Below are 24,547 nucleotides of genomic sequence, written 5' to 3'. Positions count from 1 at the left end.
ATCATAGCCTGGTTGCTTGCAACCAGGATCAAACGGTGAATAATCCCCCCGGTGCCAGCAAGCTAGCTACACATGGTTAAGGCCATTGCATGAACATCTTGTTCATTCGCACTCACTGTTTTTAACCAGTTGCTCTGCATAAATTTTTTTACTTAAACGCTGATTTAACAGCTCAACTAGCTTTTTCGTCTGTGCCGACATTTCAAAGTGCTGCATAAAATAAGCGTGCCCAGATAAGCCCATTTCGTTTCGCTGCTCTTCTGACATATGGTATATTTTCTCAATACAATGCATGAGTCCAGATGCATCTTCAGCAGCACAAGTAAAACCTGCGCCAGCGTCATTGATAACCTCCGCACCTTCGCCGTTTAACGCAGCAATAATTGGACGACTGGCAGCCAAATAAGCTTGTATCTTACTTGGAATTGTATATGAAAATATTTCTTCATTGGTTAAACTAGCAATTAATGCTGCTGCACGCTTAAAAATCAACGGCATAACCTCCATAGGGTACCGTCCCGCTAATACTGCGTGCGTTATTCCCTCTTCTTTAATGCGTCGCTCAATATGCTCGGATTGGCTGCCGCTTCCGACCAGAACTAGTCTAAAATTTTCTAAATGGCTTAAGCTTTTAGCCGCATCTAGTAATGTATCTAAAGCTTGTGCCGTACCTAAGTTGCCGGCAAAAACAAAACAAGAATAGTTTTCTAACAAGGTTAACAGCTCTTGCGGAAGAGGTGTTGTGGTTAAAGGCTCATTCGCATTCAGAGGAAAAGAATTCGGGTAGTAGATTATTTTGTTTTTCTTTGCCAGACGACTCACCTTAGGTATAAAACTTTTAGATTGAACCAATAATGTATCTGAGCAAAAGTAAATCCCACGAACGATCCATTCTACCGTTTTCAAAAGTAAACTATTCGTCAAATACCCAGTGGCCTTTAAACTTTCTGGCCACAAATCTTGTACCCAAAGAGCTAGATGTGCTTTAGTTTTCCATTTTAAAAAGATTGCGGGAATTGCTGAGGTTATTGGTGATGGACCATAAAATAAAATCACATCCAAAGGTTTGCCTTTGACTGCTTTGGGAAAAAACTTAATCCCGTTATAAGCAAATGAAAAATAATTCAAAAACAAACTCTTCGCACCTTTCATTCCGCGAGGGCGTAATGGAGCGCGAAACACCTCAACTCCAGGTATATATTCTTCTGTCATACAAGAGTGTTGGGTATACCCGGAAAAAATTGTTCCAGAAGGATAATTGGGTTTTCCTGTCAGGACAAATACAGAATGACCTTGCTCGGTCAACTCTTTAACAAGATCATTAATAATGAATGATTCTGGCCAAAAATATTGGCTAACCAAGGCAATGTTCATGTGCTACCTGATTTATTGGGAATAAGTTATAAATTTCGCTCCAAGTTTTAATTGCTGTCTTTGGGAAATCAAATAATAAACTTTGTTGAGCAACCATTGTCGAATAATCATGAACAAGTTGTTCATTGGATAATAAAGAAATCATTTTTTCATACAAATCATCAGCAGAGTATGGTGAGAAATAAATAACGGACTCTCCGCCGAATTCAGGCATGGGCATTACATTTGAGGATAGAACTGGACGTCCTGCACTCATTGCCTCCAAAAGAATATTAGGGCAATTTTCACAAGAAGAGGCAAAAATATTAATATAGGCAAATCGATAAACGGCTGGAAGCTCCTCATAAGGTACAGAGCCAAGTATGTGTACTTGCTCGCTCAACGATTTTTCTTTAATAAGCTCCAAAACTCGAGGATACTCAATAGCATCAACGCCGCCCACCAACACCAACGAATATTGTTTGCGGTAGTCTTCGGGCAATTTTGCATAGGCGTTTACCACCTCATATTGATGCTTATAAAAATCAAACTTTGATACATAAAGGATATAATTATTTTCTGGTAAAAATTTAGGTCTTGATAATCCTTCTTTAGACTGACGAAAATGTGCTGGAATTCCATGAGGTATAGTTACCGCTTTTTTTAATACAGTTTGTTTCTCAATGACGGTGCGCGCATAATTTGAAATAAAAATGACAAGATCAGCTGCAGTCATGGACTTTAGCATGACACGAGCTAACATCCAATTTCTGAGGCGTTGCAGGCCATAGGGAATTTTTTTGTACACTCCCTCGTCAAAAGGAATCATGTTTCTGAACATGGTAATTGTTTTACACTGTTTGGGGGCTCGCGTACCGACAACGCCTCCAGGACAAAAGAATACATCAATGTTCAACTTTTTTAGAGTCAAAGGTAACACAAACTTTTCCCAAACCGCGCGCAATAATGGATTTTGGGTTGGCCAACGTGTTGTTAAGCGTGTAATTGCAGTACTCGCAGGCAACACCAAGGAGTCTGGAACATAAAGATAAATTTTTAAATCAGGATGAGACGGTAAATTATCCAATAAATTTTTTAAATAGGTTTGTCCACCACCAAGACGCGCAGAATATGCATTAATTAATATGTTCATTATGTTCCGTCTGATGAAATTGTAATAATATCAAAATTGTCCATAAACAACTTTGTGCCTGCCATTTACCGGCTTTATGCTTTTCCCAAATATTAGCAATATACTGACTATCTAAACCAAGATAATCCATCGTTGCTTTATCAGCCAAAAGAGATTCAGCCCAAGGTCGCAGCTCATTACGTAACCAGGAAGCCATAGGGACGCCAAATCCTTTCTTTGGGCGATCTAAAATTTTACGCGGAACATAACGGTACGCTAATTGCCGCAAAAGATATTTATTAACATTTTTTCTAATTTTCCATTTTAATGGCAGTTTAGCCGCCCATTCCAAAATAGTATGATCTAACAATGGTTCTCTAGCTTCAAGTGAAAAAGCCATACTCGCCACATCGACTTTCTGTAAATAATCATCAGGCAATGTATAAGCCATATCCAAACGCATCGATTTTTCTACAATCCCTACATCCTCATGCATAGATTGGGCTTTTGCCTCCAATAACGATGAAAAAGACTTCGTTTCTGCGCGAAATTGCGGCTGCATAATTCCTGAAAAATCTTTTATCACACTGCGAATAAATGCAAATGAGTCCACATCACCATTTGATTTTAATGCACGGGCAAACAATTTTGCTTTATTTGCAGGGATCAGAGCAAATCCCGCAGCTAATGCCTTTCGTATCGATTGTGGCCAACGTTGTATTCGGCTCAAGATTTTTATTATGCGATAATAATGATATCCACCAAATGCTTCATCACCACCATCCCCAGAAAGACTTACAGTGACATCGTTGCGCGCTAATTGCGACACAGCCATAACTGGAAAAGCCGAGTAATCAAAAAAAGGTTCGTCAAATTCCTGCAAATATTTAGGCATCAATGCTAATAAATCATTAGGCGTTAATCTTTTACAGACATGCTCAGTGCCAAGATGGTTTGCAACCAATTCAGCATCATTGCTCTCATCAAAGTGCTCATCATCAAACCCAATAGTAAATGTCTTGACTGGGCTGTTCGCATTTTTTTTCATGTAGGCAACAACTAAAGAACTATCAATCCCACCAGATAAAAAAGCACCGACAGGGACATTACTGACCATCCGTAACTGGACCGATTTATTAATCAGCGCATCCAGTTCATCAAGAAGTTCCGACTCATGCTTATCATCTGTTGTTAATTCGGTTGGAATATTATTCAAACTCCAATAACAAAATGTTTCCGCACCAAATTCATCAACCCACATATAATGAGCTGGTTCTAATTTTTTAATTGCCGCGTAATAGCTATGAGGGGCAGGCAAGTAACCAGACTCTAAATAATATCGTAATCCTTGACGATCAATCTCTTTACTTAAGTTGGGTACCAATTGAAATATTGCTCGTGGTCTTGAAGCAAAAATAAATAATTGCTCTGAGGCATGAAAATAAAGCGGTTTAACCCCCATACGATCACGTGCCACAAATAACTTTTTATCTACTTTATCCCAGATAGCGAATGCAAACATCCCATGAAATTTTTGCAAACAATCAACACCAAATTTAATGAAGGCTGCTAAAATGACTTCGGTATCAGAATCAGTCTTCCACTCATATTCCGTGCCAATTTCATTTTTTATGTCTAAGAAATTATAAACTTCGCCGTTGAACACAATGACATAACGTGAGCATGCCGAAACCATTGGCTGGCCTGCTAATAAAGACAAATCAATAATTGCCAAGCGAACGTGACCTAAATCAGCGTGTCCATCTTGCCAAATTTCTTTTGCATCGGGTCCTCGAGACTCAATTAAGTTTAATGCTTTTAGCGCATTTTCTTTTCGAGTTACAGTCTCACCTAAAAAATCGTTCCAAGAAAGTGCCCCTATTAAACCACACATATATTCCTCATATAATTTCTGCCAGCAATATTCACGATGGTCAGAAAAAAATAATTTCCATAAAAAACGAATTCCAACATAGCCTTTAATTTTAAAGGCTTAGGAACTAAATTGCTTCAGCCTCTTAGTAGGAAATTTCACCATCATATATAGCGCACATATAAAACTAAGTATCAGAAACAGAAGCGTAGCAGAAATAAATGACTTGTAATAAGCAAAAGTTTGATACCACGCCCCACGTAACCACACGCATAATAGGGCAGAAAGAGCAAAAAAACGATACAAACTTGCACCATTTTTTGCATAGGTATAAACACAGGAAATAACTAAAGAAATACACAAGGGAACAAGAGCCGCCCCCCACATCCCGAAATTTAAATACGCTTCGGCAAGCTCAAAAAAACCACCACCCGATGATAGACCGTAATCCTGAAATATATAAGCTAAATCCTGAGGTCTTTCTGGATATAGAAACGAGGGCAATGTTCTCCATATATAATCAACAAATCCAGATCCATCCAAAAATGAAATCAACCCGTTTTCGACGAGATACACTGTATTTGCAAAAGTAGTGGTGATAGGCCCCAAAGTGCCTGAATAGACCACATGGTCCATTATTGCAGCATTTCCGAGTCCCATATTGATCACATCAGAAACTCCTGTTTCCCCACTCAGATATAAATGCAATCCAGTTCTGACCAAACCCCATAATTCGAGAAATAAATACAGGGGTATCATATAAATAAAATAGATGGCTCTCCAGCCAATTTTTTTATGATGAAACATGAGATAAATGATAAAAATAGAAAAACTGGTACCAATACACTCTTGTCTAAGCCCACGTATAAATTGACACCAAATTAATAAATAGAAAACAGCCATTGCAAATAATGCTAAATATTTCCTCTCGCCTAATACAAGAGCACAATAAAACATAATTGACAGCGCAACACCCCCTGTCGCCGCTGCAGTCCCCAACAATGGTGTGCCCGAAGTACTCTCACCATAAGCTATATTAAAAATGGTTCCTCCTGAACTTACGGCAATCATATGACCAAAATAAAGTACAGCAACTCCACTTGCATAAAAAAAGAACCTATAATAATCCAGATTAAGATTAGCAACTGGCCGTTTTGCAAAATGAAACAGCTTTTGCCCTATTAACCACCCAATAAAAGCAGATGGTAATGCGATTAAGGTTAAGCCATACATCAATGTTGTGATTTCAAGACTTTGCGTTTTAAATTCAAAAACAGAAAAAAAATATTCGGGGTCAATCAGTTTAATTGTAACGGGATAAACACCCACTAAAAACAACAAGCCCAGTCGCGAAAAAAAAATAATATTGTAACTGGCTCTTGCAATTAGGATGGCTGAAAGCGCAGAAGTAATAACTAACAGTTCAATGAGTGAGTCATTATCAAAAGTAAAATTACATAATAAAATTCCACAGTAATATAAACAAATAAGAACAAAAAAAATAATTACCGTTCCTATTGGCGAGCTTTTTTTGTCATCATTTATCAACATTGTTTAAAATACCATATCATTTATTAGTCAGCGATTAACAAACATTAGCCGCGAACAATATATCATCCAAAGCCTAAAACCTCAATCAATCATGGGGAAAACACCTGAGCAATAATGGAAAATAAGTACTTAGAATAGTTGGGTATTACAAGCAAATTCATAATGAAAATTCTAAAGAAATTAACTTGGTGATGTTATATTTATAACCAAAAAATTTATAAATAGTTTATAATCTCTAAGCGCAAAATACTACGTGTAATAGATGCGCAGATAAATTAATGTAATCGAAATTATTACGGCCTAGGTTTTTTATTTTGATCAATTTTCAACAATTAGCAAACAGTTTAAGGAATAGAAATATGCACCGACTATTTATTATATTCGGTTCTACTGTAATTCAAAAAATCGCCGTTTTTATTATGATGATCATTGCCGCCCGAATTATGAATATTGATGAATTCGGTTCTTTTGCATTTATCTATGCGACCAGCGTGACTTTAACCAGCTTTTTAGGTGAGGGGCTCGCCACAACGGCTAATCGCTATGTGTCCATTAAAGAGCAGGAAGATAATCTTAAAATATGTAAACTGACTGGGGAATTAATAAAATGCTCGTTTGCAGTTTCTTGTCTTCTTTTATTTATTTTTATGTTCTGTTCCTTTGTCAGCGTTTGGTTGAGCAAAGATAACTCTGTTTTAATCCTATTAAAATGGGCAAGCTTAATCCCCTTTTTTACATTACAAAATACCGTACTTAATGCAATACTTAATTGTTTTGAAAAAAACATAGCTGCAGCTTTGATTGGTGGAATAGGCTCTATCTTAAGCGTTGTTTTAGGATTATTTTTTGCTAAGTCCTATGGCGTAGTAGGAATGTGCGTTGGCTTAACTATAGGGTTATTTTTTGCAACCCTGTCCTATTACATTACAATTCACAAGGATATTGTCACATTAAATGTAAAATTTATAGATATATCCAAGGTTTATCATATTATTAAAACATTTACGGTCCCTACTTGGGGCGCAATGGCCCTGGGTGGTCCCGTGCATTGGGTTTGTTTGACTGTATTAGCCACCTCAGGAAGTGAAGGAGTACGTAATCTTGCTGTTTTTACTGCGTTTTTTCAGTGGCATGTCATTTTAAACTTCATTCCTTCATCTGTTGCAAATTTTACAATACCCTTTTTAGTGAAAGAAAAAGGTCGAAACGATCGCGCTTTTGTGCATGCAATTATGAAAATTTTTGCTGCTAATGCAGTAACAGGATTATCCATCTTGCTTATGGTATTGCTATTAAAGGAGCAGATATTGCTTATTTATGACGCTGATTTTGCACAATATGGCAATGTTTTATTATTGATAAGTTTATGCGGTTATGTTGCATCATTTGCTCTGGTAATGAGTCAAGTTTTATGGTCTTCAGGTAAAGCATGGTTGAATTTTTCTGCAGCCTTTTTTTATGCTGTAACTTATATCGTCGCCACGTTTGTATTAGTTAAATTCTTTGCACTCGGTGCAATTGGTTTAGGGTTTTCAATACTTATCTCGAGCTTTCTGCAACTTATTTTTCAGATTAGATTATTTATCAATTCTTCAGAATTGAAATTGAATGGTTCTCGTTTAATGATTGTTGATAATCAAGATGGGTAATGAAAAAACTTACTTTTTTATATTGTACAAAACGTCGATCCGAAGCATCAAACAATCACTTAAACTGGCAGCCATCATTTGATTCATTCGGATCAAGCTCACACTTTATCAAGTGAAGATTAAAGTCCTAACTCATTTCTAACGTAATCCACCTGAAATAGTAAATCTTTTATTGCAGGAATTGAGAGACGATCCGTATTATGGGAGGTGTAATCATCATATAGCGTGATTTTAGTCTCACCCTCAACAAAGTATTTTTTGTAATTTAAATCACGATTATCAGCTGGTATTCGATAATACCGTTTCATTTCCTCAGCTTTAGCCATTTCCTCGCGGGAAATTAAAGATTCATATAACTTTTCGCCGTGGCGAGTGCCGATGACCTTAATTTCACTTGAGCCATTTAGCAACTCCTGAAGCGCTTGTGCTAAATCGGCAATAGTTGATGCAGGCGCTTTTTGAATAAAAATATCTCCCTGATTACCATGTTCAAATGCGTGCAACACTAAATCAACTGAATCCTCTAATGTCATCAAAAAGCGAGTCATCGATGGATCAGTAATTGTTATTTGCTCACCTTTTTTTATTTGATCAATAAATAGGGGGATCACTGAGCCTCGTGAAGCCATCACATTGCCATAGCGAGTGATACATAGCGTTGGACCAGATTTGGGTATTACTCGCGATTTAGCAATAACAATTTTCTCCGCAAGTGCTTTTGACATCCCCATGGCATTTACCGGGTAAACCGCCTTATCAGTACTTAGCACAACCACTTTTTGCACTTGGTTGGCGATTGCGGCATTCAAAATATTCTCTGTACCTAAAATATTAGTTTTTACCGCTTCCAATGGGTAAAACTCACACGAAGGAACTTGTTTTAAAGCAGCCGCATGAAAAATACAATCAACGCCTATAGTTGCTTGAAACGCGCTATTATAATCACGCACATCACCAATATAGAATTTAACCTTGTCATCATTTAATGCGAGACGCAAATCTTCTTGCTTCTTTTCATCTCGACTAAAAATTCGAATTTCTTTAACTGCCGTTTTCAAAAATCGTTTGAGAACTGTTTCACCGAAGGAGCCTGTACCTCCAGTTATTAGTAATGTTTTCCCATCAAACATAATACATGTCCTATTTAAAGTTTTTCATTTTTAAAACAAGCTCTGGCCACGAAGGTGGTTCATAACCTGTTATCTGTTTAAAACGATCCGAATTAAGTGACCGATTAATTTTAAAATCTTCATCAGGTATAATATCAATTTCCTTGCCATAGACTTCAGCGACCAATTTCAATAAAGAATATTTATCAATAGGTGCTGATGATACATGGTACAAACCTGACAGTTGCGCATTAGGAAGCACATAATCATTGATAATCCGAGCTAATTCGACCGTTGGTAACCCTGAAAATATGGCTTGTTTATAACCTTTGATCGACTGTTGCTGGCTAAGAAACCAATCAACCAATGCATAATTCGTATTTAATTCACGTCCAATAATTGATGTGCGCAGTGTTATGGCATTTTGATAGTCGCACAACTCACCAATTCGTTTAGAGACACCATATAAATCGCTCGCATCGCAATCATCATCTTCTGTGTATAATCCTTTTGCTCCTGCAAACACACAGTCTGTACTAATATGGATAACTCGTGCATTGATTAAATCAGCAAGATGGGCCAATCGATGAGGTAACATCGAATTAATGGGTAAAACCACTAATGGATCTTTTGATTCAGATAACTGCTTAATAATACCAACACAATTAATGATTACATCCGGTTTTAATTCTTTAAGCAGATGGATTAAATCATCTTGATGTAACACATCAACATTGGGAAACAGATACTCGCGTAAGTTATCTGCAAAATACTTCAGATTACTAGAATTTCGTATCGTCCCAAAAACGCTCAAATTGGGTTGCTCAGATAGGTATCTGTAGATTGCATTACCCAGCATACCTGATGCACCTAAAACTAAAATTTTTTTATTCATTTCTATTTAGCCGCTGATTTAATCAATCAATTTAACATAACGTACATCTCACTTTGCCTCACTCTTAGATGAGTAAAGTGATACCATCGAAAACACACCTATCATAAACGCAAATCACTTGCATCAGCAGGGAATAAATACTTCAAGTCATAAAGAATATGCTGAGTTTTACCAAACAACCGAATGGCCTCAACTCCTAATTCTTTAAACTGCTCATGAGCAACCGAGAGAATAATCCCGTCGTAAGACTGCATAGGAGGGTGTTCAATCAAAGTGAGTCCATATTCATGCGCAACATCTGCAGAGGAAGCCCATGGATCATATATATCTACAGCCACATTATAAGCTTTTAGTTCATTAATCACATCAATAACACGTGTATTCCTTATATCAGGGCAATTTTCTTTAAAAGTGAACCCCATCACGAGAATTCTGGAACCCTCGACATGTATCCGTTTTTTTATCATTGTTTTAACAAGCTGCGACACCACATAAGTGCCCATTGCATCATTGAGACGCCGTCCAGCAAGAATAATTTCTGGATGATAACCAATTGCTTCTGCTTTATGAGTTAAATAATAAGGATCGACACCAATACAATGCCCGCCCACTAAACCAGGACGAAACGGTAGAAAATTCCATTTCGTTTCAGCTGCTTTCAGTACCGCTTGTGTATCGATACCTAATTTATTGAAAATAATCGCCAACTCATTAATCAATGCAATATTCAAATCTCGTTGCGTATTTTCAATAACCTTTGCAGCTTCTGCAACTTGAATACTTTCAACTTTATATGTTCCCGCAACAATAATTTGCTTGTATAAAGCATCAACAATATCTGCGACCTCAGGGGTTGAGCCGGAGGTTACTTTCATGATGGTAGTCACGCGATGAAGCTTATCGCCAGGATTTACCCGCTCAGGGCTATAGCCTGCATAAAAATCCTTATTAAACGTCAACCCAGATACTCGTTCAAGAACTGGCACACAAACTTCTTCAATAGCCCCCGGATAAACCGTTGATTCATAAATAACGATATCTCCAGGCTGTAATAGGCTGCCAATCAGTTCACTGGCTTTGATCAACGGCAAAAAATCAGGTCGTTTGTGCTGATCTATAGGTGTTGGTACGGTAATGATATAAGTATCACAAAATGCAATTTCTTCTGAGTTTGCTGTTAAGTATAAATGTTTCGCTTCATGCAGCTCTGAACCACTTACCTCTAATGTAGAATCATGTCCCGTTTTAAGCTCATTAATTCTGTTGGCATTGATGTCAAACCCCATTACTGAGCGCACTTTACCAAACTCAACCGCTAAAGGTAAGCCAACATAACCCAACCCAACTATTGCAAGCTTTCTTTCCTCAACAGACGTTAACATTAGCCCTCATCCATATTTTTTATTAGTTAATTTTCCAGATGAAGCTCATAATTAAGAGCTTACATATTGGCTTACATCCTGGTGTCTTTTTACCGCATAATAATCAAGATACCAGTCAACAAAACGCTTTACCCCGACTTCAACCGTAGTACTCGGGCAATACCCAACGTCGTTCTTAAGGTCTTCAACATCTGCATAAGTATCAGGTACATCCCCAGGTTGCAACGGCAATAAATTCTTTTTCGCTTTTTTTCCAAGGCATTGTTCTAACACATCGATATAGCGAGATAAAACAACAGGACTACTATTACCAATGTTATAAATCCGCCATGGTGCCGCGCTTGTTCCAGAATCAGGAGTTGCGCCTGACCATAACGTATTTGCTGTTGCCACATGATCATGGACGCGCATAATTCCTTCTACGATGTCATCGATATATGTGAAATCTCGGCGATGGTTTCCAAAATTAAACACATCGATAGGTTCGTCATTAAGAATTTTTTTCGTAAAAGTAAACAGCGCCATATCTGGACGCCCCCAAGGCCCGTACACAGTAAAAAAGCGCAACCCAGTGGTAGGCAATTGATACAAATTACTGTAACTGTGTGCCATTAATTCATTGGCCTTTTTAGTTGCGGCATACAAACTCAAAGGATGATCGACGTTATCGTGCACAGAGAAAGGTAAGGTTTCATTTGCACCATAAACTGAGCTCGATGAGGCATAGGTCAAATGCTCTATACCATGATGTCGACAACCCTCAAGAATATTAACAAAACCGACTAAATTACTATCAACATAAGCATGTGGATTTTCAAGTGAGTAGCGTACTCCGGCTTGCGCACCAAGATGAATCACCCGTTGAAAATGATGGGTTGCGAATAATTGCGCGATATTCTCTCGATCAGCAAGGTCAAGGCGAATGAATTTAAACTGGGTAAAATCAGCTAATTTTTGTAAGCGCGCTTTTTTTAAATTTACATCGTAATAGTTATTCAGGTTATCAATACCAATAACCTCATCGCCACGCTCACACAATCTTTGTGCCACATGCGAACCAATAAATCCGGCTGCTCCTGTTACTAAAACTTTCATCAAAAACTTACCCCTTCTCAACTCATTCCTGAGGTTAACCTGAAAATCTAGATAATATTAAACAGCCTTATTCACTCTTATAACAAAACATAGCATGACACCCAACATGCCAATGATTAAGCCCAACAAGATGGACGTAGCGATCACCACTTCTTTTTTGGGCGAAATAGGTGTCCCTGAAATCTCAACGGTGCCATCAGAAGAAAAAACTGCAACATCTTTCGGGTTTATAACAAATGAAGAGTAAAAATCAAGCTTACTCTGCAACGTACGTAGATCAGGAATAAACTCATTATCAGATTGTCTCTCAGACAAATTTTTTATTTGCGCTTGCAGTACATTGGCACCCAACATGTATGCCATATTCGATTCACTTGCCAAAGTATATTGCATCAATGCGGAATTCATTTTTGCAGATTGCGCAATTTTTAGCGCCTCATGCAATTTAGCTATTTGGTCGGTTCGATTTTCTTTAGCGACCCTACTGATAATATCTATTTTATGTGTTAATTGATAAATAACAACCGCTCGTTGCTTCTCTATATCACCTATAAGGGAGCTGATCGTGCGTTCTTTTGCCAAATCAATAAATTGCTTAACCCAAGCTGCTGCTTGTTCCGGGTTTGTGGACTTCATCATCACATCATATTGTACCCCCGTAGCTTTTTGTCCGGGTGAAAGTTTGTTATCTATTTTTATTGAAAATTTCTTGGAAAACGCATCATAAAGTTTTTTTAAGGACGCATTATTTTGGGGTTTCTGTTTTAAAAGAGGCAGATAATATTCTTGAAAAAAATATTTCTTATTGGATGCTGAAAGCAATTCTTTACTGAAAACAGCATACACTGAATCTACACTCATAGGCTTAATTGTTTTATTATCGCCCCATAAATTTCCTTTATTAAAAGCAACGATATCCCCTTGCATAGGCGCTGAAATATGCGCGGATGCCTGATAAACAGGGGCGCTAACTAAAATATAAATAATTCCAAGTGCAATGCTCAGTAAGGTGACCAATAAAATGGTTTTTTTATGCTGATAAAATTCACACAGCAATTGATTCATCGTTATTTCGCTGTGATTTCCAATAAGCTTTTCTGTATGCACTCCTTTTTCCCCCTTACTGAACATACTTCGACTACTCAACAAAATTCACCCAACAAGAAAATACTAGTGCTACACTCAGAGAAATTTGCGGCAAAAAATACTCAGCATTATTTCTTTTGAGCTATTTTTAGTCTTGTCAGAATTTATGCAAAAGAACAATTATACCGTTAACCAACTCATAAATATAGATGATAGCCAGCAAAACAAGCTAACCACTTACTAAGATAAATCATAAACCAAGAGAACTATCTACTCTATTGAAATCAGCATCTATGTCAGGTGTTGCATACTGTGTTTTTAGAAATTTCCTTAAAAATCAAGTACTACCCTTTTGACAAACCTAAATGGTTAATTATTGAAATAATGGTGCGTTTTAATTATACTCCGCTCTCAGTGTGAGAATGAACAATTTTAGGGAAAAGATGTCTAAACAAAAATTCTGTTTAGGAGTAATGGCAGAGGCTGATACAAAAAAACGTTCACCTACATTGTGGCCCTACCTCATCCAGTCTTATGTACTGACGTTTCGAACCTATATAAAACTCCGTTTATCGAAGTACTTAGCATTCGGGACTTCTCATAATAAAATGAATCACTTTTTATTCCAATTACTATGAAAAAAATACTTAAATTTTCGGGATATATACTGGGTATTTTTTTTTTCGCATACTCTTTTTCGCAAGTACAATGGTCTGATTTTATTTCCTCAATAAAAAATGTGGCAACACCCTGGATCGCAATTATGGCTGCTTCTTTTTTATTGTCTATGTTTCTTCGCAGTGTCCGTTGGCACATCATTACCGGACTTCCATGGATAAACATGAGTAAGGTCTGGGAGGCCACAGCGATAGGTTATCTCGGTACCGCTATTTATCCTGCTAAGGCAGGTGACATTTTAAAAAGCATACGACTACAGCAGCTCACTGGCATCAGTAATACTGAAGCTTTAATGAGCACTTTAATTGATAGACTATTTGATGGCTTAGCTCTTTGTGGAATACTGGCAATTTTAGTGATTGCCTGGGGAAAACAACTCAATCTTAATTTTGTCGTATGGATTATCGCCGCTTGTTTTATATTAGGGCTGTTTGTCATTGCATTGTATTCTGTAAGTGGGCATCGTTTAGAACGCTTCTTCACATCTCTTGCGACTCAATCAAAAGTAGGAACACGGTTGAACCAAATTTATCAACAATCTTTAACCGCGGTGCATTTATTAAAATCGCCTAAATTATTATGCTCCTGTCTTACAATTCAAATCTTAATTACCCTATTTGATATCTTAGCATGTTGGTTTCTATTTTATGCTTTCGGATGGAAAGAGTTGTCTTTGCTTCCTGCAATTATTATGCTTGCCTATTTAGCAGCGGCTTTTTCTCTTCCTTCTACACCAGGATATATTGGCGTATATCAAATCGCTTCAATATTCGCACTGAGAGGTTTTGGGATTAGTGAATCAGAAGCAGTAGCATATGGAACTATATTTCAAACAATTACTTTTGTATTATTTGTAAGCGTGGGGATACAAACAAAGCTTAGACGCCCAAAAAAATACATGCAATTAGCAGATGAAACTTAATTAACTCAAGGGGAGAGGAATAAAATGCGTGAGAAATTGGCTCTTTATGGAGGAACTCCAGTTCGCTCGACACCCCTACCGTATGCACGCCAAAGTATAGATGATGCGGACCGCAGTGCAGTGGAGGCTGTTTTAAATGGAAACTGGCTAACTACTGGCCCCATGGTAAAACAATTTGAAGATGCGATGAGTGCCTATGCCGGTGCTGGTGAAGCAATAGCAGTGAATACAGGTACAGCTGCTTTGCATGCGGCCACATGGGCAGCAAACATTAGCCCCGGAGATGAAGTAATAGTCCCGGCAATTTCTTTTGTTGCAAGTGCCAACTGTGTTTTATACATGGGAGGCAAACCTGTTTTTGCGGATCTAACGCCCGATACTTTAAATATCGACCCTGCTGATATTGAGAGAAAAATTACCTCTAAAACTAAAGCCATCATTGCCGTAGACTTTGCGGGTCATCCTTGTGATCACGATGCGATTCGAGAAATAGCAAAAAAACATAATCTTATTGTCATAGAAGATGCCGCACACTCACTAGGCGCAACCTATAAAGAACGCAAAGTCGGTACCTTACAGGACATGACCATTCTCAGCTTCCATCCGGTAAAGCATGTCACTACCGGCGAAGGAGGCATGGTTCTCACCAATGATGCAGGATTAGCCAAACGTATGCGCTCATTTCGCCATCATGGAATCGACTTAGATTTTCATCAACGCGCTGAAACACAATCATGGCGTTACGATATCATTACGCTAGGTTATAATTACCGAATTCCAGATATTAATTGTGCTTTAGGCCTAAGCCAACTTGGAAAACTGGATGGATGGTTAGAAAGAAGAAGATTTATCGCTGCGTGTTACAATGAAGGTTTAGCCGATCTCGGCGAAATCGAACTTCCTACAGAACGCAAAGAATGCAACTCCGCATGGCATCTTTTCGTTATCAGATTATGTTTAGACAAGTTACAAGTAGGTCGTGAAGAACTATTTGCTGCGCTGCGTGCAGAAAATATTGGCGTCAATGTTCACTACATACCAATTCCCTGGATGAGTTATTATGCTCAACTGGGCTATCGCAAAGGAAATTGGCCTGTGGCTGAGGCAGAGTATGAACGCATGATTTCCTTACCAATGTTTCCAGCAATGAGTAATCAAGACATCAATGATACAATTGAGGCTGTACGTAAAGTAATCAAAGCCTATAGTAAGTGATTAAAAGGAACTACTTGGTAAATGAATATACGCCCTGCTGAGCTTAAAGATTCTTTAGATATTTTGCGTTGGCGCAATGATACTCATACTCGCTTGATGTCGCGAAACCAACAGGTTGTTGCGGTTGATGAGCATTCGCAGTGGTATACTCGTTTGCTAAGTAACCCTAATCGAATGCTATTAATTGGTGAGTTAGTGAATCAATCCCTGGGCATGGTGCGTTTTGATCGCCTAGAGAATAGTTCACAATGGGAAATTAGTATTACCTTAGCTCCTGAATTTCGCAATCGTGGATTGAGCAAAGAATTATTGGAGCAGGCCATCAGTTATTTTCGTTCTAAATTTAATAATGGCGAAATAATTGCTGAAATAAAAGAAGGTAATCAAGCAAGTAGAAAATTATTCACGAGAGTAGGATTTAATTATATTTCTCGTACAGATGAGATGCTGTGTTTCTCTTTTCAATAAGAGCGCGCAGAGAAAAGGAACGGATAATGGAAGATATACAACCACAACGAGTAGATAAATATTTCAAAAGCTTTTCATTTTTATGGAAAGGGGCTTTAGGCTATCTGGCTTATATTGCTGTTTTTCCCGTATGGTTACCTGCCTGGCTGCATAAAATCAGAGGGGTAAAAATAGATAAGTTTCGCACAGTTTATATTGCGCCCAATGTCCTAATCGATACGACATTCCCACAAAATGTACATATTGAAGACAATGTATACATCACACGTGGCGCAAAAATCATCTCCCACACTTCATTTACACCGGCAACCCAGCATGAAACAGGTATGGAGTTCACCGTAGAAGATGTGGTTATTGAGTATGGAGCCTATATTGGCGTTAATGCGATAATTCTTCCCTCAGTTCGTATAGGGCGTTGTTCCATTGTAGGTGCTGGTGCCGTAGTGACTAAGGATGTGCCTGCATATGCTATTGTCGGAGGAAATCCTGCACGCATCATTGGTGATGTGCGTGAATTGAAAAATAAAAAAAATAATCATGTTGCGACATAAGGACCTTTAAATAATGTCAAAAAATAAGATTTTAGTCATTGTTCCAGCCTACAATGAAGAAGCGAGCCTTCCAGCATTGTTAAAGGAAATACAACAATTGGGCTATGATATAGTAGTCATTGATGATTCATCGAAAGATAATACATCTATGGTTGCTAAAAATGCAGGCGTACCTGTCCTGTCTCTTGCGGCAAATCTTGGTATTGGCGGTGGAGTTCAGACTGGGTTTAAATATGCAGTGACCCATGGATATGACATCGTAGTGCAAGTAGATGGGGATGGTCAGCATAATCCTTCTTGGATCGAAGCATTAGTTGCTCCGATTATTCGCGGAGAAGCAAATTGTGTTATTGGTTCGCGCTATTTGTCTGAAAATCCTGATAAAGATTATAAAACACCGCTTGCACGTCGCATTGGTATGTATTTTTCAACAAGTATGCTCTATCTTGCAACTGGTATTCACATCACCGACACTACCTCGGGTTTGCGAGCACTCGATCGAAAAGCATTTGAATATTTTTCTAAATCTTATCCAGTGGATCATCCCGAAGCAGAAGCATTACTTATGCTGCATCAAAAAGGTTTTCGCTTACTGGAAATACCCGTAAAAATGCGTGGACGTGTGCATGGCCAGTCTTTATTTAATTTTGCTAAGGCCAGTTTATATCCTCTTCGCGTTATTATTGGCTTTACTGGCTTGTTATTAAAAAGAAAGGATATATAAGAAATGGGATATATCATACAACCTGGTTTTTTGGGAATTGGGGTCATAGTTCTGGTACTGTTGTACACCATCCATCTCGTTCGTGCAGAAAAATTGAGCGCCCATATGGCAATAAGTTGGATCATTGCTGAGTTAGCGTTCTTAATCATTATGAGTTCAGAGTATCTTCGCTCATCAATCCGCGCTTTTCTTGGAGAACAAAACGCGCCATACAGCTTGTTTTTATTAGGTGCTGTTTGGGTGTTGTTTTTGATGCTTGAAAGTCTTACTCGTGTTTCATCATTAACGGTAAAATTAAAACAAATTAACCAAGAACTTGCTTTAACGAAAGAGCGTCTGGAACGCGCAGAAGCAAAAATCAATCAACAATAAAATAAAGGGATGAGCAATGATTAAAAATTTTATTTTGCAAAAATTCGTTGCCCTTCTCTGGTTTGGCTTTTGTTTGTTCTTTTTTATGGTCGTTGCAAATCATCAAACGTTGCAATACCTATTTAGCTCGAAATCAGAAGCCATCCAAAATATACATAACACATTTAAACCTCTATTTTATCGCAATTTGCGTGCATAAGGTTCGCATATGACCCCATTTTTAATTCTGATCATATATACACTCGCCAATATTGGTTGTAGCTATGCATTATTGAGTATTTTCTCCAGACGATTAGGAAAATATCTCCCACCTTGTGTCATGTTTTCTCTAGGCACCGCATTTTTATCAACAATATGGATTTTTATTGGTCTGGCCGGTTTTTTACATAAAGAGTTCATTGGTTCGATCGTACTCATTATGGCTTTGTTATCAATACCCTATCTCTATAACCAAATTCAAATATCTGCTTCATCTCTTAGAGTTTCATTCAAAGAAGTAGTTAAAAGTCCGCTCTACTTTTTACTTATACTGCTGGTAATTGCTGTTGTAATCTGGCTTGGGATTTTAACGTATATGCGCGCACCCGCAGGAGATGCGGCCGCATTTTACATGGCATATCCCAAAATTATTTCCCTTAGAGATAAATTGACGGCTATGCCGGGTTTATTTCACGACTTTTCCTCAATTGGTATCAGTGGTGAATTACACTATGCCGTGCTCATGAAATTGGCTAATCCTGTTATTGCTAAATTATTTGCCTGGATTGTTGGTATCAGTGTTCTATTTGTTTTAAGAAGTTTAACGCGTTATTTAGGTGGTGGACTCATTGCTCAGACCACTGCAGTCAGCATCCTACTTACCTCCAGCACCTATTATAATTTTTTATCCGATGGGAAAACGGACTTATTTACAACACTCCTGGGAATTACCGCCGTATTGTGTATTGTCCTCATCAGAGAAAGACAATTTCCAAAGTCATTAAGCATTATTACAGGAATACTGACGGGTTTTGCAATCAGTGCAAAATTTTCTTTTATCATTGCATTATTTCCAGCCATAGTTTCTCTACTCTTTTGGCAGGAAATTGTCCAGAATCGAGACTTAAAAGTAACAAACCCCATCCGGCAAAGCATGTTCGCTTTAGTTTTGTTTGGGATAGGCGTTTTAATCGCACTTTTCCCGCATCTATTAAAAAATGAAATCCTGTTTGGCAACCCATTGGCTCCTTTTTTTGGTATGAAAAATTGGGCAGATCAATCCCACTGGTATGCTGTGAAAGATACCATTTGGATTGCCTCAACGTATCCATTCGCTCTGGTTTTTGGGCTTTATCCTTTAATGGGCGGTACGATGTCCGTGCTCTGGATTGCCTCATTTATATTCCTTTTATTTTTACCTAAAGCAAAACGTTCACTGCAACAACCGGCCACACAAATAATGCTCTGCGGTTGCTTGGGTTTATTGTGTTGGGTAGTTACAAAAGCGTCCGTTTTTGTACCGCGATATTTTTTAGCCACCTTAATTATGCTCATTCCTTTCCCCGCCATAGCAGTAGAGTACATGTGGCAAACTGAAATTCGACCACGTTTAATCTCAATCTGTTATGCGCTGCTTGCGGGTATCGCACTTTGTATTGCACCATTTATACCCATTACAGATACAGGTCTCATGACAAGATTAGCGATTAAGGATATACAGCATCCAGAAGGTCATAGCACAACATGTAATATTGAAACATCAGGTTATTGTTATGTTTATAACTCTTTAAACCCCAACGTTGCCAAAGGAGAGCGGGTCTATGTCATGGGATATTATACCTATTGGCTACGGGATGATCTGATACAATGTATTAACCAAATGAGTGAATTAAATATTCAAGATATGCCGAGCGCAAAACTCTGGGAAACCTTATACCAAAGAGGATTTATGCATCTGGCAGTGCAAAAGGCAACTCATGGAGCCCACTTAGAAAAGCTTGATCCAACCCAAGCACCAAAATGGTTGAAGATAACAAAAGAATATACCGATACGAGTATGCCCATTTTTCATCTTGAGGCCATAAATCCACCCAAACCACGTGAGATTTCTTGTGTCAATGAGGGCAATTCTTTTTGGCGCCCTAAAAAAACAGGGGCGTAAAATGGTGTCATTCCCGCGCAGGCGGGAATGACAGGGATTTAGAGCAAAATTAGTATTCTTATAAAAAACCTTTATATATGAAAAAGCGGAGGATATCTCGGGATTTGCAGCTCAAGGCTGGGTACTCTTCACACATCACTTCATATAGAAAATGAGGAATACTTTAAAGCTCCTGATTCAAAAGTCCTAACAAGTAATTACCATAACTGCTTTTAATTAACTCACGTCCTATTTGCTCAATCATGTCTCTGCTCATCCAGCCGTTGTTGTAAGCAATTTCCTCTAGGCACGCAATCTTTAGTCCTTGGCGATGTTCGATCGTTTGCACGAACATACTCGCTTCTAAAAGACTTTCATAAGTTCCTGTATCCAGCCATGCAAACCCGCGACCAAGTAGCTCAACATGAAGATTACCACATTCCAAATAGCTTTGATTGATACAAGTGATCTCTAATTCACCTCGGTGGGATGGCCTGACTTGCTTCGCAAAGTCAACGACTTGATTATCGTAAAAATAAAGCCCAGTTACGGCATAATTTGATTTTGGCTTAGTCGGTTTTTCTTCAATTGAAACCGCTTTCATTTTGTCATCAAATGTAATGATACCAAAACGCTCAGGATCTTTTACTGGATAGGCAAAAACAGTAGCCCCTATTTCACAAGCAGCAACTTCACGTAGTTTTGGGGTAAAACCTTGACCATAAAATATATTATCACCTAAGACTAAGCAAACTCGGTCACGTCCAATAAATTCTTCGCCGATAATAAATGCTTGTGCGAGACCATCTGGGCTTGGCTGTATCGCATAATCTATGGTGATACCAAACCGTTCCCCCCAACCAAGGAGTCTTAGATAAGCTGGATGATCTTCAAGAGTTGTAATGATAAGAATCTCACGAATACCTGCTAGCATCAGCACGGACAAGGGATAATAAATCATCGGCTTATCATAAATAGGTAATAAGTGTTTTGAGATCCCTTTTGTAATGGGATGGAGCCGAGTGCCCGAACCACCAGCTAGAATAATTCCTTTCATACGACCAATTCCTTATCAGTCAGCTTAAAACTGTTGGTGGCTTGCTGAGTTTTATTTAAAATAGCTTTGCACCAGCTTTGATTTTCAATATACCATGCTACTGTTTTTCTCATCCCTGTTTCGAAACTTTCTACAGGTCGCCACCCAAGTTCAGATTGAATTTTTTTTGCATCAATAGCATAACGAAGATCATGGCCAGGTCTATCGGTAACGTGGGTAATTAAATCCTCATAATGAGTAATGCCCTGTGGCTTGGTAAAGCTCAACTCTTCTAATAGTGCACAAATGGTTCGAACAACATCAATGTTTTGCATTTCGTTATGGCCACCAATGTTATAGGTAGCTCCGACTTGTCCATAGTTTAGAACTTGGTATAAAGCTCGGACATGATCGTTGACATATAACCAGTCACGCACCTGTGTCCCAGTTCCATATATGCACAATGGCTTACCCGAAAGTGCATTTAAAATGGTTAATGGAATTAATTTTTCTGGATACTGATAGGGACCATAATTATTCGAACAATTTGTTATTAGGATTGGTAACCCATACGTTCGATGCCATGCTCTTACAAGATGATCGGAGCTTGCTTTGCTTGCCGAATAAGGTGAACTAGGGGCATAGGGTGTAGTTTCAGTAAAAAACTCATTGGAATTTTCAAGATCACCAAAAACTTCATCAGTAGAGATATGGTGAAATCGAAATGATTGGCGACGTGTTTCAGGCAAAGACTGCCAATAGGTACGTGCCGCCTCAAGTACGTTGTACGTCCCTACAATATTAGTTTTGATAAAGGCAGCCGGTCCGCCAATAGAGCGATCCACATGCGTTTCTGCTGCCAAATGCATAACGGCATCAGGTTGGAGACTAGAAAAAACATGATTGATTAGCTCTGAAGAGCAAATATCTATTTGCTGAAAAACATAGCGATTACTATGGCTGATTTGAGAAAGAGACTCTAAATTCCCAGCATAAGTTAACTTATCTACATTAATTACAAAATCCGATGTGTGTTTAATCAGGTAGCGAATTAATGCTGAACCAATAAATCCTGCCCCGCCGGTAATTAGAATTTTCAAAATTAAATACCCATGCTTAATACATTAAAAAGTTGCTCAATAACGATGTCCTGCTGCTTATTAGACAGACCAACCCAAAGAGGTAAGCGGATTATTCGCTCTGAAAGAGAATCCGTTAAGGATAAATCGCCATGAGTTCTGCCATGGCGCATACCTGCAGGAGAGGAATGCAGAGGCACATAGTGAAATACTGCTTTTACATGATTGTAGTTGAGCGCGTCTAAAATTGATTGCCGATTAATTTCAGGTGATAAAATGACATAGTACATATGCGCATTGTGTTGGCAGGAACTAGGTACAATCGGACGGCGAAGAAAACCAGCATCCTCTAGCGATTTAAGTTGCTCATGATAATAATTCCAAATGACTAGGCGCTGTTGCGTTATTTTTTCAGCCTCTTCAAGTTGAGCCCAAAGAAAAGCTGCAATTAGTTCACTAGGCAGATAAGAGGAACCAACATCATTCCAAGTATATTTATCTACCTCTCCGCGAAAAAATTGGCTCCGATTGGTACCTTTTTCACGAATTATCTCAGCTCGTAAAGCAAATTCAGGATTGTTAATTAATAACGCACCACCTTCACCTGATATAATATTTTTAGTCTCATGGAAACTGTAAGCCCCAAGATCACCAATACCACCTAAAGCACGCCCTTTATAATAAGACATCACGCCCTGTGCTGCATCTTCAATTACTTTTAAATCATGATGTGCTGCAATATCCATGATTGCATCCATTTCACAAGCTACACCAGCATAATGTACAGGTACTATTGCCTTAGTTTTAGGCGTTATCGCCGCGGCTATAAGATGTTCATTAATATTAAGCGTGTCTTCTCGAATATCGACAAATACAGGTATACCACCCCGAAGAACAAAAGCATTTGCTGTCGATACAAAGGTATAGGATGGCATGATTATCTCATCGCCTGGCTGTATATTCGACAAAAGTGCAGCCATTTCTAATGCTGCTGTACAGGAATGAGTAAGAAGAGCTTTGGTACCAGCAATTTGCTCTTCTAACCAAGTATGGCAACGTTTGGTATATATGCCATCACCTGATAATTGTTTATTGAGCTGAGCTTGGTTGATGTAATCTGATTCCTTGCCTGTAACATATGGCTTATTGAAGGGAATTTTTTCTGTATTCATCATTTCGACATTATTCCTATAACTTCCACGATACCATAATGACTTACCATTTGTACGCTCATATGAGTCGCTTAATTGATTAGCAAAATTTCTAACAGCACTAAAGTCCTGCTATGGGTGTCAGAGAAAATCGATACTCACAGGGAATAAAGCCAGCTACCCAAGTTAGTCATTAATCAACACCGCGATTCCAAATCCTGTTTTTCCGTAATCATTGCCATTATACAACATATATCGTTCATGATTATAATCAAATACAAATGGGTAGCATGTCATCTTAGAGTCCCAACCAGATGCAGAAACATCAAGTTCAACTGTATCTTGTCGTTGCCAATTTCGCCCATCTTCTGACGTTGCGTAATTAATTCGATAAGTGTCGCAATTTTTTGTTGCTCTTGCACAAAACCACATTTTATAACCGAGTGGATCACGTAACACTCTTGGCACGCCAAGAGCGTACTCATGCTCATCTTTAAAATCGATGGCTATTGTTCCGTCTCGTTCCCAACAAATACCATCTTTAGATTCTGCATATTCAAGGCGATAGAAATGCTTTGGGCCTTCGGATGTTTGTTTCCAGCCAATGCACGATGTGAACCATGCCCGAAACAAACCATTCTCATAAGTTACTTCAGGAGTTGCTACAAAATGAGGGAAATCGCGAGTTCTATCAATAACTGGGCCAAAAAAGCGTCGCTCAAAGCGCTCCGTCGAATCATTCCACTCCGCAAGACCAATTGAGTTGCGAATTTTAACCGTTACACCTAAGTTGATCCCTGTATAATAAAGCAGCTTCTTTCCTTCATGCATTACAATCGAATTTGGAAGAGCGCCACTGTCATCAAAACAACCTAATTCTCCAGGCTCAAGGACCGGTTTATCATGAACTCGAAGGATTTTCGTCGGATTACGCATATCAATTTCAACGTAAGCCCCATGCCCACGATTATATTTATCTCTACAGGAAAAATAGATTCGATATAATTCATTATCAATTTGTTCGGCAATAGGGATCATCGCGTGTGAGTACATCCAATCGCTATGGTTATCTGCGCAAAATATGTGACCTAGTTTTTCCCATTTCAT

The 24,547-nt window shown here is 38.4% G+C and carries 21 protein-coding genes; 8 read left to right on the top strand and 13 right to left on the bottom strand.

The window, feature by feature from the left end; genetic code table 11:
* Nucleotides 1-102 precede the first annotated feature (102 nt).
* The 4 genes from Lste_RS14280 to wzy form a co-directional block, all read right to left on the bottom strand.
* The gene (locus Lste_RS14280) at nucleotides 103-1,374 is read right to left on the bottom strand and encodes a glycosyltransferase family 4 protein (protein WP_058511585.1); all 1,272 of its coding nucleotides are present in this window, start codon (nucleotides 1,372-1,374) and stop codon (nucleotides 103-105) included.
* Nucleotides 1,355-2,506, bottom strand: a complete 1,152-nt coding sequence (locus Lste_RS14275) for a glycosyltransferase family 4 protein (RefSeq protein ID WP_058511584.1) — start codon at nucleotides 2,504-2,506, stop codon at nucleotides 1,355-1,357. The genes Lste_RS14280 and Lste_RS14275 overlap by 20 nt, the downstream gene beginning before the upstream one ends.
* Complete coding sequence (gene asnB, locus Lste_RS14270) at nucleotides 2,490-4,379, bottom strand: asparagine synthase (glutamine-hydrolyzing) (RefSeq protein ID WP_058511583.1); 1,890 nt, start codon at nucleotides 4,377-4,379, stop codon at nucleotides 2,490-2,492. The genes Lste_RS14275 and asnB overlap by 17 nt, the downstream gene beginning before the upstream one ends.
* Nucleotides 4,380-4,478: 99 nt before the next feature.
* Nucleotides 4,479-5,909 carry an O-antigen polysaccharide polymerase Wzy gene (gene wzy / locus Lste_RS14265; protein ID WP_058511582.1) on the bottom strand — a complete coding sequence of 477 codons (1,431 nt, stop codon included), beginning with the start codon at nucleotides 5,907-5,909 and terminating at the stop codon, nucleotides 4,479-4,481.
* A 359-nt stretch (nucleotides 5,910-6,268) separates the two neighbouring features.
* Here wzy and Lste_RS14260 point away from each other — a divergent pair, with 359 nt between their 5' ends.
* Complete coding sequence (locus Lste_RS14260; RefSeq protein WP_058511581.1) at nucleotides 6,269-7,558, top strand: oligosaccharide flippase family protein; 1,290 nt, start codon at nucleotides 6,269-6,271, stop codon at nucleotides 7,556-7,558.
* Between the two features lie 119 nt (nucleotides 7,559-7,677).
* Here Lste_RS14260 and Lste_RS14255 read toward each other — a convergent pair whose 3' ends face one another.
* The 5 genes from Lste_RS14255 to Lste_RS14235 form a co-directional block, all read right to left on the bottom strand.
* On the bottom strand, nucleotides 7,678-8,688 hold the full coding sequence (locus Lste_RS14255; protein ID WP_058511580.1) for a polysaccharide biosynthesis protein: 1,011 nt from the start codon (nucleotides 8,686-8,688) through the stop codon (nucleotides 7,678-7,680).
* A gap of 10 nt (nucleotides 8,689-8,698) precedes the next feature.
* On the bottom strand, nucleotides 8,699-9,562 hold the full coding sequence (locus Lste_RS14250; RefSeq protein ID WP_058511579.1) for a dTDP-4-dehydrorhamnose reductase family protein: 864 nt from the start codon (nucleotides 9,560-9,562) through the stop codon (nucleotides 8,699-8,701).
* A 101-nt stretch (nucleotides 9,563-9,663) separates the two neighbouring features.
* The gene (gene tviB / locus Lste_RS14245) at nucleotides 9,664-10,944 is read right to left on the bottom strand and encodes a Vi polysaccharide biosynthesis UDP-N-acetylglucosamine C-6 dehydrogenase TviB (RefSeq protein WP_058511578.1); all 1,281 of its coding nucleotides are present in this window, start codon (nucleotides 10,942-10,944) and stop codon (nucleotides 9,664-9,666) included.
* A gap of 51 nt (nucleotides 10,945-10,995) precedes the next feature.
* Nucleotides 10,996-12,039: an NAD-dependent epimerase gene (locus tag Lste_RS14240; protein WP_058511577.1), complete on the bottom strand. Its 1,044-nt coding sequence runs from the start codon at nucleotides 12,037-12,039 to the stop codon at nucleotides 10,996-10,998.
* 57 nt (nucleotides 12,040-12,096) lie between these two features.
* Nucleotides 12,097-13,146, bottom strand: a complete 1,050-nt coding sequence (locus tag Lste_RS14235; protein WP_162264148.1) for a Wzz/FepE/Etk N-terminal domain-containing protein — start codon at nucleotides 13,144-13,146, stop codon at nucleotides 12,097-12,099.
* Between the two features lie 613 nt (nucleotides 13,147-13,759).
* Here Lste_RS14235 and Lste_RS14225 point away from each other — a divergent pair.
* The 7 genes from Lste_RS14225 to Lste_RS14190 all read left to right on the top strand — a co-directional run bounded on the left by Lste_RS14225 (nucleotide 13,760) and on the right by Lste_RS14190 (nucleotide 20,195).
* Nucleotides 13,760-14,725 (top strand): lysylphosphatidylglycerol synthase transmembrane domain-containing protein, encoded by a 966-nt coding sequence (locus Lste_RS14225; RefSeq protein WP_083503972.1) that lies wholly within the window; start codon nucleotides 13,760-13,762, stop codon nucleotides 14,723-14,725.
* 24 nt (nucleotides 14,726-14,749) lie between these two features.
* Nucleotides 14,750-15,940 carry a UDP-4-amino-4,6-dideoxy-N-acetyl-beta-L-altrosamine transaminase gene (pseC, locus tag Lste_RS14220; protein ID WP_058511573.1) on the top strand — a complete coding sequence of 397 codons (1,191 nt, stop codon included), beginning with the start codon at nucleotides 14,750-14,752 and terminating at the stop codon, nucleotides 15,938-15,940.
* A 21-nt stretch (nucleotides 15,941-15,961) separates the two neighbouring features.
* Nucleotides 15,962-16,408 (top strand): GNAT family N-acetyltransferase, encoded by a 447-nt coding sequence (locus tag Lste_RS14215; protein WP_058511572.1) that lies wholly within the window; start codon nucleotides 15,962-15,964, stop codon nucleotides 16,406-16,408.
* A gap of 26 nt (nucleotides 16,409-16,434) precedes the next feature.
* Nucleotides 16,435-16,959, top strand: coding sequence for an acyltransferase (locus Lste_RS19730; RefSeq protein WP_058511571.1), 525 nt, complete (start codon nucleotides 16,435-16,437; stop codon nucleotides 16,957-16,959).
* A 13-nt stretch (nucleotides 16,960-16,972) separates the two neighbouring features.
* A complete protein-coding gene (locus Lste_RS14205) occupies nucleotides 16,973-17,683 on the top strand; it encodes a glycosyltransferase family 2 protein (protein WP_058511570.1) in 711 nt (236 codons plus the stop codon).
* 3 nt (nucleotides 17,684-17,686) lie between these two features.
* The gene (locus Lste_RS14200) at nucleotides 17,687-18,055 is read left to right on the top strand and encodes a DUF2304 domain-containing protein (RefSeq protein ID WP_058511569.1); all 369 of its coding nucleotides are present in this window, start codon (nucleotides 17,687-17,689) and stop codon (nucleotides 18,053-18,055) included.
* Nucleotides 18,056-18,263: 208 nt separating this feature from the next.
* Entirely contained in the window at nucleotides 18,264-20,195 is a 1,932-nt protein-coding gene (locus Lste_RS14190; RefSeq protein ID WP_058511567.1) for a hypothetical protein, read from the top strand.
* Between the two features lie 163 nt (nucleotides 20,196-20,358).
* On the opposite strand, the gene rfbA is transcribed toward Lste_RS14190, so the two are convergent.
* The 4 genes from rfbA to Lste_RS14170 form a co-directional block, all read right to left on the bottom strand.
* Nucleotides 20,359-21,231 (bottom strand): glucose-1-phosphate thymidylyltransferase RfbA, encoded by an 873-nt coding sequence (gene rfbA, locus Lste_RS14185; protein ID WP_058511566.1) that lies wholly within the window; start codon nucleotides 21,229-21,231, stop codon nucleotides 20,359-20,361.
* Entirely contained in the window at nucleotides 21,228-22,310 is a 1,083-nt protein-coding gene (gene rfbB / locus Lste_RS14180) for a dTDP-glucose 4,6-dehydratase (protein WP_058511565.1), read from the bottom strand. Before rfbB ends, rfbA begins: the two co-directional genes overlap by 4 nt.
* Nucleotides 22,311-22,312: 2 nt before the next feature.
* Nucleotides 22,313-23,464 (bottom strand): dTDP-4-amino-4,6-dideoxygalactose transaminase, encoded by a 1,152-nt coding sequence (rffA, locus tag Lste_RS14175; protein WP_237760489.1) that lies wholly within the window; start codon nucleotides 23,462-23,464, stop codon nucleotides 22,313-22,315.
* Nucleotides 23,465-23,626: 162 nt separating this feature from the next.
* Nucleotides 23,627-24,547: a glycoside hydrolase family protein gene (locus Lste_RS14170; RefSeq protein WP_058511564.1), complete on the bottom strand. Its 921-nt coding sequence runs from the start codon at nucleotides 24,545-24,547 to the stop codon at nucleotides 23,627-23,629.

Source organism: Legionella steelei (genome assembly GCF_001468005.1).
GTDB classification, from domain to species: domain Bacteria; phylum Pseudomonadota; class Gammaproteobacteria; order Legionellales; family Legionellaceae; genus Legionella; species Legionella steelei.
Note: the sequence above shows the minus strand (reverse complement) of the source record. Positions and strands in the feature narration are given on the sequence as shown.

Bases quoted from the DNA above. Each gene is read 5' to 3' on its own strand.
- Lste_RS14280 (WP_058511585.1), bottom strand. From the start codon at position 1,374: ATGAACATTGCCTTGGTTAGCCAATATTTTTGGCCAGAATCATTCATT.
- Lste_RS14275 (WP_058511584.1), bottom strand. From the start codon at position 2,506: ATGAACATATTAATTAATGCATATTCTGCGCGTCTTGGTGGTGGACAA.
- asnB (WP_058511583.1), bottom strand. From the start codon at position 4,379: ATGTGTGGTTTAATAGGGGCACTTTCTTGGAACGATTTTTTAGGTGAG.
- wzy (WP_058511582.1), bottom strand. From the start codon at position 5,909: ATGTTGATAAATGATGACAAAAAAAGCTCGCCAATAGGAACGGTAATT.
- Lste_RS14260 (WP_058511581.1), top strand. From the start codon at position 6,269: ATGCACCGACTATTTATTATATTCGGTTCTACTGTAATTCAAAAAATC.
- Lste_RS14255 (WP_058511580.1), bottom strand. From the start codon at position 8,688: ATGTTTGATGGGAAAACATTACTAATAACTGGAGGTACAGGCTCCTTC.
- Lste_RS14250 (WP_058511579.1), bottom strand. From the start codon at position 9,562: ATGAATAAAAAAATTTTAGTTTTAGGTGCATCAGGTATGCTGGGTAAT.
- tviB (WP_058511578.1), bottom strand. From the start codon at position 10,944: ATGTTAACGTCTGTTGAGGAAAGAAAGCTTGCAATAGTTGGGTTGGGT.
- Lste_RS14240 (WP_058511577.1), bottom strand. From the start codon at position 12,039: ATGAAAGTTTTAGTAACAGGAGCAGCCGGATTTATTGGTTCGCATGTG.
- Lste_RS14225 (WP_083503972.1), top strand. From the start codon at position 13,760: ATGAAAAAAATACTTAAATTTTCGGGATATATACTGGGTATTTTTTTT.
- pseC (WP_058511573.1), top strand. From the start codon at position 14,750: ATGCGTGAGAAATTGGCTCTTTATGGAGGAACTCCAGTTCGCTCGACA.
- Lste_RS14215 (WP_058511572.1), top strand. From the start codon at position 15,962: ATGAATATACGCCCTGCTGAGCTTAAAGATTCTTTAGATATTTTGCGT.
- Lste_RS19730 (WP_058511571.1), top strand. From the start codon at position 16,435: ATGGAAGATATACAACCACAACGAGTAGATAAATATTTCAAAAGCTTT.
- Lste_RS14205 (WP_058511570.1), top strand. From the start codon at position 16,973: ATGTCAAAAAATAAGATTTTAGTCATTGTTCCAGCCTACAATGAAGAA.
- Lste_RS14200 (WP_058511569.1), top strand. From the start codon at position 17,687: ATGGGATATATCATACAACCTGGTTTTTTGGGAATTGGGGTCATAGTT.
- Lste_RS14190 (WP_058511567.1), top strand. From the start codon at position 18,264: ATGACCCCATTTTTAATTCTGATCATATATACACTCGCCAATATTGGT.
- rfbA (WP_058511566.1), bottom strand. From the start codon at position 21,231: ATGAAAGGAATTATTCTAGCTGGTGGTTCGGGCACTCGGCTCCATCCC.
- rffA (WP_237760489.1), bottom strand. From the start codon at position 23,464: ATGATGAATACAGAAAAAATTCCCTTCAATAAGCCATATGTTACAGGC.
- Lste_RS14170 (WP_058511564.1), bottom strand. From the start codon at position 24,547: ATGAAATGGGAAAAACTAGGTCACATATTTTGCGCAGATAACCATAGC.